The sequence below is a fragment of the Mucilaginibacter sp. genome, from assembly GCF_036383575.1.
GTDB lineage: Bacteria > Bacteroidota > Bacteroidia > Sphingobacteriales > Sphingobacteriaceae > Mucilaginibacter.
Genome location: NZ_DASVOB010000476.1, coordinates 1 through 8,143 on the forward strand (window position 1 = coordinate 1; position 8,143 = coordinate 8,143).

Annotated in this window: 10 protein-coding genes; 6 read left to right on the forward strand and 4 right to left on the reverse strand. The window is 41.6% G+C overall.

Annotated features, from left to right (window positions below):
• On the forward strand, positions 1-347 hold a 347-nt coding region (locus VF500_RS17105; RefSeq protein ID WP_330860846.1), incomplete at its 5' end, for a WYL domain-containing protein.
• A gap of 30 nt (positions 348-377) precedes the next feature.
• Positions 378-926, forward strand: a complete 549-nt coding sequence (locus VF500_RS17110; protein WP_330860847.1) for an RNA 2'-phosphotransferase — start codon at positions 378-380, stop codon at positions 924-926.
• A 327-nt stretch (positions 927-1,253) separates the two neighbouring features.
• Here VF500_RS17110 and VF500_RS17115 read toward each other — a convergent pair whose 3' ends face one another.
• Positions 1,254-1,547, reverse strand: coding sequence for a helix-turn-helix transcriptional regulator (locus VF500_RS17115; RefSeq protein ID WP_330860848.1), 294 nt, complete (start codon positions 1,545-1,547; stop codon positions 1,254-1,256).
• Between the two features lie 128 nt (positions 1,548-1,675).
• Between VF500_RS17115 and VF500_RS17120 the strand changes: the two genes are divergently transcribed.
• Together VF500_RS17120 and VF500_RS17125 are read left to right on the forward strand one after the other, a co-directional pair.
• Positions 1,676-2,431 (forward strand): hypothetical protein, encoded by a 756-nt coding sequence (locus VF500_RS17120; RefSeq protein WP_330860849.1) that lies wholly within the window; start codon positions 1,676-1,678, stop codon positions 2,429-2,431.
• 286 nt (positions 2,432-2,717) lie between these two features.
• A complete protein-coding gene (locus VF500_RS17125) occupies positions 2,718-3,179 on the forward strand; it encodes a hypothetical protein (protein ID WP_330860850.1) in 462 nt (153 codons plus the stop codon).
• Positions 3,180-3,240: 61 nt separating this feature from the next.
• On the opposite strand, the gene VF500_RS17130 is transcribed toward VF500_RS17125, so the two are convergent.
• Positions 3,241-4,803 carry a PAS domain-containing protein gene (locus tag VF500_RS17130; RefSeq protein ID WP_330860851.1) on the reverse strand — a complete coding sequence of 521 codons (1,563 nt, stop codon included), beginning with the start codon at positions 4,801-4,803 and terminating at the stop codon, positions 3,241-3,243.
• Between the two features lie 303 nt (positions 4,804-5,106).
• On the opposite strand from VF500_RS17130, the gene VF500_RS17135 reads away from it, so the two are divergent.
• Positions 5,107-6,027 carry a ChbG/HpnK family deacetylase gene (locus VF500_RS17135; protein ID WP_330860852.1) on the forward strand — a complete coding sequence of 307 codons (921 nt, stop codon included), beginning with the start codon at positions 5,107-5,109 and terminating at the stop codon, positions 6,025-6,027.
• Positions 6,028-6,032: 5 nt separating this feature from the next.
• Here VF500_RS17135 and VF500_RS17140 read toward each other — a convergent pair whose 3' ends face one another.
• The gene (locus VF500_RS17140) at positions 6,033-6,242 is read right to left on the reverse strand and encodes a hypothetical protein (protein ID WP_330860853.1); all 210 of its coding nucleotides are present in this window, start codon (positions 6,240-6,242) and stop codon (positions 6,033-6,035) included.
• A 182-nt stretch (positions 6,243-6,424) separates the two neighbouring features.
• Between VF500_RS17140 and VF500_RS17145 the strand changes: the two genes are divergently transcribed.
• Positions 6,425-7,432 (forward strand): ABC transporter ATP-binding protein, encoded by a 1,008-nt coding sequence (locus tag VF500_RS17145; RefSeq protein ID WP_330860854.1) that lies wholly within the window; start codon positions 6,425-6,427, stop codon positions 7,430-7,432.
• A gap of 157 nt (positions 7,433-7,589) precedes the next feature.
• On the opposite strand, the gene VF500_RS17150 is transcribed toward VF500_RS17145, so the two are convergent.
• On the reverse strand, positions 7,590-8,143 hold a 554-nt coding region (locus tag VF500_RS17150), incomplete at its 5' end, for an EamA family transporter (protein WP_330860855.1).

The window sequence follows — 8,143 nt, forward strand, 5'->3', positions numbered from 1 at the left end:
CTTATTATAATGACGTGCTGGGCGTCACCAAATCACCGGGACAGCGTGACGGTGAAGTTATTTTTTGGGTAGATGATAAAAATGCACCTTACGTTATTACCAAGCCATTGCACCACACGCAAAAAATATTAAAGGTTACGGCGGATGGAACGATATTCAGCATCCGGGTGATCATGAATTTTGAGCTGGAACGCGAGCTGCTCGGTTTTGGGCCTAAGCTTAAAGTGCTCGGTCCGCGGATATTGGTTAAGCAAATGAAGGATTTGCTCAGGAAATCATTGGATCAGTATTCGGGTGATAGCATTATCCAGCAGGGAAGGAATTTAAGTAGTTTGCTGAATTCATAAACTCGAGAGTTTATTTACCTTAGTTCTATTATGTTAACTGAAAAAGAAACCACCAGGCTAAGCAAGTTTTTAAGCCTGGTATTACGCCACCAGCCCGAATTGATAGGTATTAAACTTGATGAACAGGGATGGGTTGCTGTTGATGAATTGTTACAGAAAGCAGGTGCACATGGTAACGATATAACGCCCGAAGTATTAAACCATATAGTTGGAACCAATGCTAAAAAGCGTTTCGCGTTTGATGATACCCGGCAGAAGATCCGTGCCAGCCAGGGGCATTCGGTTGATGTAGAGCTTGGTTATGAACCGCAAACGCCTCCTGATGTATTGTATCATGGTACTGGAAGCCAATCGGTTGATGCTATTTTACAAACAGGGCTCGAAAAGCGGAGCCGGCAACATGTACACCTGAGCAGTGAGCTGGAAACAGCTATAAAAGTTGGTCAGCGCCATGGTAAATCTGTGGTGTTAACCGTTGCTGCAGGGGAGATGCATCACTTGGGACACAAGTTTTACCTATCGGAGAATAAGGTATGGCTTACCGACTTTGTACCAACAGATTTTATCGGGAAATATTGATCTAAACCTAAGCAAATCCGAAATCGAACATCCAAATTTTGAAACTGGAAAATGACATTTTCTTGACTTTTATACCAGGTTAGTCGAAACTTTATTTTTCAAAACACTTGCAGTACATGTAGCAAACCTGTTACATTTAGGAAAATTATAAACTGAAATGCCAAAACACATCCTGATTATTTACGTATTGGTTGCCTGCTGTATCATGGGCATTATGATCAACTCATTTGTAAAATGCTGGTTAAGCAAAAGGGCTGAACAAAGGCGGATGCTAAAGCCTGTTAACCGTTCTTAACTGTTTTATCGTTAACATAGCAGGTCTTGTGATCAAAGCGGGGCCTGCTGCAAAGTATTATCCGGATTTTGCCTGTCGGTATCCGCAACCGGGTTAACAAGGCTTATGATATCGATATCTAAGACTCCCGCAATTAAAATAAGCCGTTCAAGTGTAAGGGCGGTATAACCCAGTTCAAGCTTGCTGTAAGTATTTTGGGAGATGTGAAGCCGCCCCGCCATATATTCCTGCGAGTAATTCCTGTTTTCCCTTAACGTTCTGATATTATTGGTTATCTGTTTAACCCTAATCCTGATCTCCTCATGCGGTACGCCAATTCTTTTCATTATTATATTAATAATATAAATTATATCCAATTACGAAATTTTAACACGGTTGGATTTTAGTAAAGCCTGAAAATGAAAATGATGGGTAGGCTGTTTTTTTAGTATTTTAGTTCGAAAAACCTTTCACAATGATCAAACGAATTTTAATACCTGTACTGCTATGTACAGTGCTCATAAACAATGTGACAAAAGTCCGGGCGCAGGTATTTAAAGTCGAGTCGTTTGATGGTACGCGTGGCGAGATCAAAGTAAAGCCAATCGACTCCCACGGGATCTTGAAAATACTATACCTGAAGGATGCGATAAATATGGGTGATGTTAACTACGTGAAATCGGCAAAGCAGTTAAACAAGCATTTTATAAAGGTTGTTTATGCTGTACGGGCAGGTGTTGGCATGGAGCTATTACATACTTTGGTTTTAAGTATCGATACCAAAAAAATGTACCAATCAATGCATATCACATCGTTTTTTGAGGAGAATTTTATTGATTTCAGCAAGCCGGTTGATACTGCCAATATGGTTGATGTGCATAGCATTTACAATGTGAATTTAACTTTTTTAGATAACGGGCATCAGGGCGGCAAAGTGAAAATTAAGATCCATGACGAGCGGTCATCAAAACATAATACAGGGGATGATTTTAAAAGAGATACAGCGCTTGTTTTAAATTTTGATGTTAACAGGCACATCTTTTATGATTCACTAAAAAGCGTATCGCGAAACTTTACGGTTTATAATGCTAAAACCCGTAACGAGAGCAGGAAATACATAAGCGGAACATATCCTTCAATGCGCTTTGGGCGAAATGTTTATTACTTTATAAAAGGTGAATGGTATGAGAGGGACAATTATGGTAACTTATCGGGAGTTATCTATAAATAGTTAAAGTATATATTGACGTTATAAACGAGGCGAAGGAAATTGCATTACTGATGCCATAACGCATTGATAATGGCGATGATATCAGTAAATAGCGTAAAAACCGCAGCTCGAAAGCGTATAAACACTATGTTATCAGGGGATTTTTATCTTCAATTTTATCTTCTCTAATTAAAACCGGTTACGAGGATATCAAATTAGAATTTCCCAAGCCGTTGGACAAGCTTGTTTCGGAGCACCTGTTTGAACTAATCAACAATCAATTTATATAAACCTTAAATTACAACCTATGTCTTTTTTATCAAACCTTTGGGACCATGTAAAATCCCTGTTCCACAACGCTTCGGGCGCTGTGCATGAAATTATCACCGTGGCCGACAAAGTTGCCAACACTCTTAAAAACCTCGAAGCAAGTCAGGCCGGGCAGTTTCTGGAAAGTACGCTCGAAACCCTTGTGCCTGCATCGGCAGTAATTGTGAATGGCATTAAATTATGGTTGCCCAAAGTGGTTACCGATTTGAATTGGGCTGTACAGGAAGATGGCAAAACAGATGAGCAAAAGATAGCCGATGCTGTAGGGTATTTAGCGAAGCTGAAAGGTGCCAATCCCGATGCTTACGCCAGCCAGCTGAACACGTTAAACGCCCTCATTCAAAAATGGATGTCAGATCAGCAAGGTGCCGGGCTCAATATTCAACAGGCTCTTACCATTAGCCAGGTAAACCACAATCCAGATCTGGTTTCGGCCTGATAATGATGCTGTGATGAACACTTACGAAATTTGAAAAACTTCGTAAGTGTTCACCTTTCACCTATTCCGATTTTTTGATGATCTCTCTTACTATGTCGTCAAGCTCAAGGGCCGAAACGGTAATGAATTTCATCAGTTCGGTAGCATCAGGATTGTGATCAAGGTGATCACTCAACAGATCAGCAAGACCCATGATGCGGGCAACGGGAGCGCGTACAATATGAGCCTGTGTCCACGCAATTTCTTTTAACTGGATGTTTTGCTTTTCAACAGCGCTTACGTGATCTTTTAATTGGGTAACATCCCGTTCAATCGAGATCCAATGAGTTGTTTTGCCTGTATTATCCCTAACCGGCGACACTGATTTACTGCTCCAGTAACGTTCGCCATTTTTTTTGTAGTTAATAACTTCAACTTCAAAAGGCCCGTTGTGTTCAAAGGTGTCAATCATCTCGCCCGTATCAGGCAAGGGATTGTTAGCGCCCCACAAGATATCGATAAAGGTATCTGTAACCTCCCATTGACTGTAACCTGTAATATAGGTAAACGCTTCATTAACATATACAATTTTTCGTTGTTGACTGCTGTTGGGTTCGGCCTCAACAATTACTACTGCATCCGTAGCATATCGCAATGCCGACTCCGTAAGCCTCAGCCATTGTTCCTCCTCTTTTTGGCGGGTAGTATCCTGCATAGCCCCGATAACTCTTATAGGCGTACCGGTAGCGGAATCCCTGACAATAAAAGCCCGGTCAAACACATGCTTATATTTTCCATCTGCACATAAAAAGCGGTAGCTTAATTGCAGGAGGGTGTCACCGTTTTTTAATGCTTTAGCTATTTGTTTGTTAATTAAGTCGAGATCTGCGGGGTGAAGTTTGTTTTTTAGCCATTTATTGACATCCCTGATCTCATTTAACTGATGTCCAAATACATGGCTCATGCCATAATTATACACAATGGTGTCGTTTGCTATATCCCAATCCCAAATAGTATCACTGGTAGCCTGTGCAGCCGTTTCAAAGCGGTTGTTGCTTTGCTGCAGGCCATTAAACAGCATGGGCAGTAATATGGCTATAACAGTGCATAGTATGATCAGGTTGCTTGATACTGCTATCCACGAACCAAGTGTGTATTGCAAACTAATGCCGTTTTTTAATAAGTTGAAGTGGATGCAAACCCCCACTGATACACATATAACTGCATTGGCGTACACGGTGCAAAATGGGTGTTCGCCATGAAAAACCAGGAGGCAAAAAAACGTCAGTGCCAGTAAATACAATAATCCTGGTCCATACCAGCCGAGGTAATAAAGTAAACCAACGGCCAAAAGATATAGTAAGCCTATAAACCATGACTTGCGTGCCTTAATACTCATTCCCGGTAATAACACCGAAGCGGTAATGCTGACTACAATAAATATATCAAAAGCAGCCAGGGTATACAGGTGGCTAATGATACTCATGTATACACCCGGCACCAGCGCTATCAGGAATAACGGGAACAGATATATCATCATGGTAGCAAATAATTTATTGCTCCAATAGGGAAGACCATGCAACTGAGCCGAATCGCCCGAACAGTTTTGGGTAATAGTACTTTTGTAGGCCTGCCAGATGCGCATCAGTTTTTTCTTCTTACTGAAATGTCAATTAATCTACTATTTTGTTGTTGGACGGGGCGTACGGTATATAACGCATGGGCAATGTAAGGCAAAAGGTAAGGCATAGATGTAGTACCGTCAGTTCACTAATATATTGAATAAACACATAGGTTGTACCGGCTTTGTGGCTGTTATGTAACAATGTGCTATAATGTTTAATTTAATTCTTGTTATTAATACTCATAATGAGATATTTATGAGGTAGAACTGTCTGCTTCTTTCTGTTTGTCTGACATTTAATACTGCTTTTAATCGTGTAAAATTATGAAAAGGATAATCATATTAGCTTTTATTCTTATAGGTAGTGCTTTTGTTAAAGATGTATCGGCTCAGCAAACCGGCAATAAGCTTCCGCGTTTATTGATCAGGCTGGATGATATCGGTATGAACCACTCGGTAAATATGGCTTTGCTTAAGGCTGCGCAAACCGGTATGCCGCTTTCGGCTTCGGTACAGTTTGCATGTCCCTGGTACCAAGAGGCGGTTCAAATATTGAAGCAATATCCAAATGTTACGGCAGGGGTTCACCTTACGCTCACATCCGAATGGAAAAATTACCGCTGGGGGCCAGTAACAGGTCGCACAGCTGTTCCAAGCCTGGTTGATTCAAACGGGTATTTTCCACAGTCAACGCGGGCGTTTGCCAAAAGCGGGTATAAGCTCAGTGAAATTGAAACCGAATTGTCGGCACAAATTGAAAGGGCGCAGGCATCCGGATTAAAAATAACCTATATAGATCCGCATATGGGTATAGCGCTTTCCACTCCCGAATTACGGGCCCTTACCGAAAAACTGGCACACAAATACAAACTGGCCATATCAACCTTAAGCAGCGTAACTTATTTCGGCGAAACCTATAAGGAAATGTGGGGCGAACCTATCGCCACAAAAAAGGAAGCATTTTTGACTTATATCAGCAAATTAAATCCTGATAAACCTAATATGATGATACTGCATACCGCAACGCCAAGCCCCGAAATGGATGTGCTGGTTGATATGAACAGTAACATGATGAACTCAAAAGAAGGTAAGCCGCTTACCAGCCTGCACCGCCAAACCGAACTTAACGCTTTGCTCTCGCCGGAGTTTATAGCGATGATCGGTAAAAAGTTTCAACTCATCAATTACGATCAGTTACTTGCAGGTAAAGACGTCAGCGTACTTAAACCGGTCGACAATAAATAGGTGCTTTATTTTTTCGAAACGGCAATTATAACAATACCGCCTATAACAAATAATCCGCCAAGGTAAGGGGGCCAGTTAACAGTTTTTCCCCTGTCGGCCGATACCTGTATTGGGCCGGCATCAATGATCTTTTCTTTTTTGGTGTAAGTGAAGCCAGTCCAGATGAGCATGGCCACGCCAACGATGATAAGCAGGATCCCTATGGTTTTGTTCATGGTTTTATGATTGGGCTATTTTACATGAATAAATTTTATAGTTATTTGTTTTAATTTGTCGCCATGGTTGGTATATAAAGTTTTTTAGCATTCAACTTTTTTTTTAGATTAGAAGCCTGAAATCGGAACGATTAATCTTCGGTCGGATTTTTCGCTAACAGCCTGAGACTTAATTACCGTAGATGCAAGACGATTTGATACTGGAAACCATATCGGTTACCAAAAACTTTTTTGGAGATAAGTCTTCGGGTGTTAATAACGTTACCATTTTTATTCCGAAGGGGAAGATAACGGCTATAGTTGGTGAAAGCGGCAGCGGGAAAACTACATTGTTGAATTTATTATATGGTACGCTTGAGCCTGATCATGGCGAGGTTTTTTTTAAAGAAGAGCAGGTATTAAGCAGGGATAAAGGTTTACAGCAGGCCCATAAAGTTATGCGGATGGTAACCCAGCATGACAACGACCTTGACCCGCGCGTATTAGTGTGGGACACCATAAGTGAAGGGCTGCCTGCCGAAGATCAAAGCCATGCCATACGCCACGTTACCGAAGCATTAAACCTTTTAAATATTTATCCGCTTAGGGAAATGCCATTTGGTAAACTAAGCGGCGGCGAGAAGCAACGGGTAACTATAGCCAAAGCATTGATCAGCCGCCCCGAAGTTTTACTGCTTGATGAACCCTTTAACCAGGTTGATGCTACGTACCGTGAAGCATTACAGCACGATATCAGGTATATAGTAAAGGAATGGAAAGTTACTGTAGTATTGGTGTCACATGATCCTGCCGAGATACTTTCTATGGCCGATGAACTGATCGTGCTCAAAGAAGGTGAGATAGTGGAAAATGGTAGTCCCGAGCAGTTATATCATTCGCCTAAACTGATGTACACGGAGCAGATCCTGGCCAGCAGTACCCGGCTGACATCGGCCCAGGCAAAAGTTTGTGGTATAAAAAGTAAACGCAGCGTGGTTGTTGTTTACGCTGAAAATATTAAAATAAGTAGTTTAGGTAACAAGTGGCTGGTGAAAATGGTATTGTTTAAAGGTTTTTTTGAGGAACTCATAGTTGAAAAAGATGACCTGACATTACGGGTGCTCAATTACGACAGGCGTAAATATCCTGTTGGAAGTAAAGTGGGCATTAGCATCAGTAAATATTTTGAGTTTGGGAGGTGGGAGAGTTGAGATTAAACTTTTGTCTCTTTGGGGTTTTTAAATAAAAATGTCATTGCGAGGAGGAACGACGAAGCAATCGCACGGAAGCTAAGCCGCTCTGTATAGTATGCGATTGCCACGCTATCGCTCGCAATGACATGGTTTTTTCGGCTTTTAGCACTTGTCGTCACTTCGCCACCGCTAATTCTCCTGTTTTCGCTTTCCTGTATTTTGATAGATTGATCAGCAACACACTGCTCAATATCACAATCAGTCCTAAAACCTGTATTAAATTCACGTGTTCGCCGGCAAAAATTACGCCCAGCAATACCGCTATCACCGGGTTAACATAGGCGTATGTGCCAACCTGGGTGGCAGGCTTTACTTGTAAAAGCCATACATAGGCGCTAAATGCAGCTATCGACCCAAATACAATCAAATAGGCCAATGCATACCAGCTATGCGCCGGTATAGCGTTCCATTGAACTTTGCCCATCTCGTTATTTAAAAAGCTCGAAGGCAGGAAGAACATACCGGCTGCAAGCATTTGCCATGCTGTATTTACCGATACAGAACCTTTGGTGTTATAATGCTTTGAATACAATGAACCCGATGCCCAGCCCAGCGTACCGAATAACAGCAATATCATTCCCGGGAGTTTTGATGGTCCGGCTGACGAACCGAATACGTCCGCGATCTGGTCGCGGAATAAAAGGATCACACCTATAAAGCCTATTACCA

Excerpts from the sequence above, each read along its gene's own strand:
- VF500_RS17110 (WP_330860847.1), top strand. The coding sequence starts at position 378 with ATGTTAACTGAAAAAGAAACCACCAGGCTAAGCAAGTTTTTAAGCCTG.
- VF500_RS17115 (WP_330860848.1), bottom strand. The coding sequence starts at position 1,547 with ATGAAAAGAATTGGCGTACCGCATGAGGAGATCAGGATTAGGGTTAAA.
- VF500_RS17120 (WP_330860849.1), top strand. The coding sequence starts at position 1,676 with ATGATCAAACGAATTTTAATACCTGTACTGCTATGTACAGTGCTCATA.
- VF500_RS17125 (WP_330860850.1), top strand. The coding sequence starts at position 2,718 with ATGTCTTTTTTATCAAACCTTTGGGACCATGTAAAATCCCTGTTCCAC.
- VF500_RS17130 (WP_330860851.1), bottom strand. The coding sequence starts at position 4,803 with ATGCGCATCTGGCAGGCCTACAAAAGTACTATTACCCAAAACTGTTCG.
- VF500_RS17135 (WP_330860852.1), top strand. The coding sequence starts at position 5,107 with ATGAAAAGGATAATCATATTAGCTTTTATTCTTATAGGTAGTGCTTTT.
- VF500_RS17140 (WP_330860853.1), bottom strand. The coding sequence starts at position 6,242 with ATGAACAAAACCATAGGGATCCTGCTTATCATCGTTGGCGTGGCCATG.
- VF500_RS17145 (WP_330860854.1), top strand. The coding sequence starts at position 6,425 with ATGCAAGACGATTTGATACTGGAAACCATATCGGTTACCAAAAACTTT.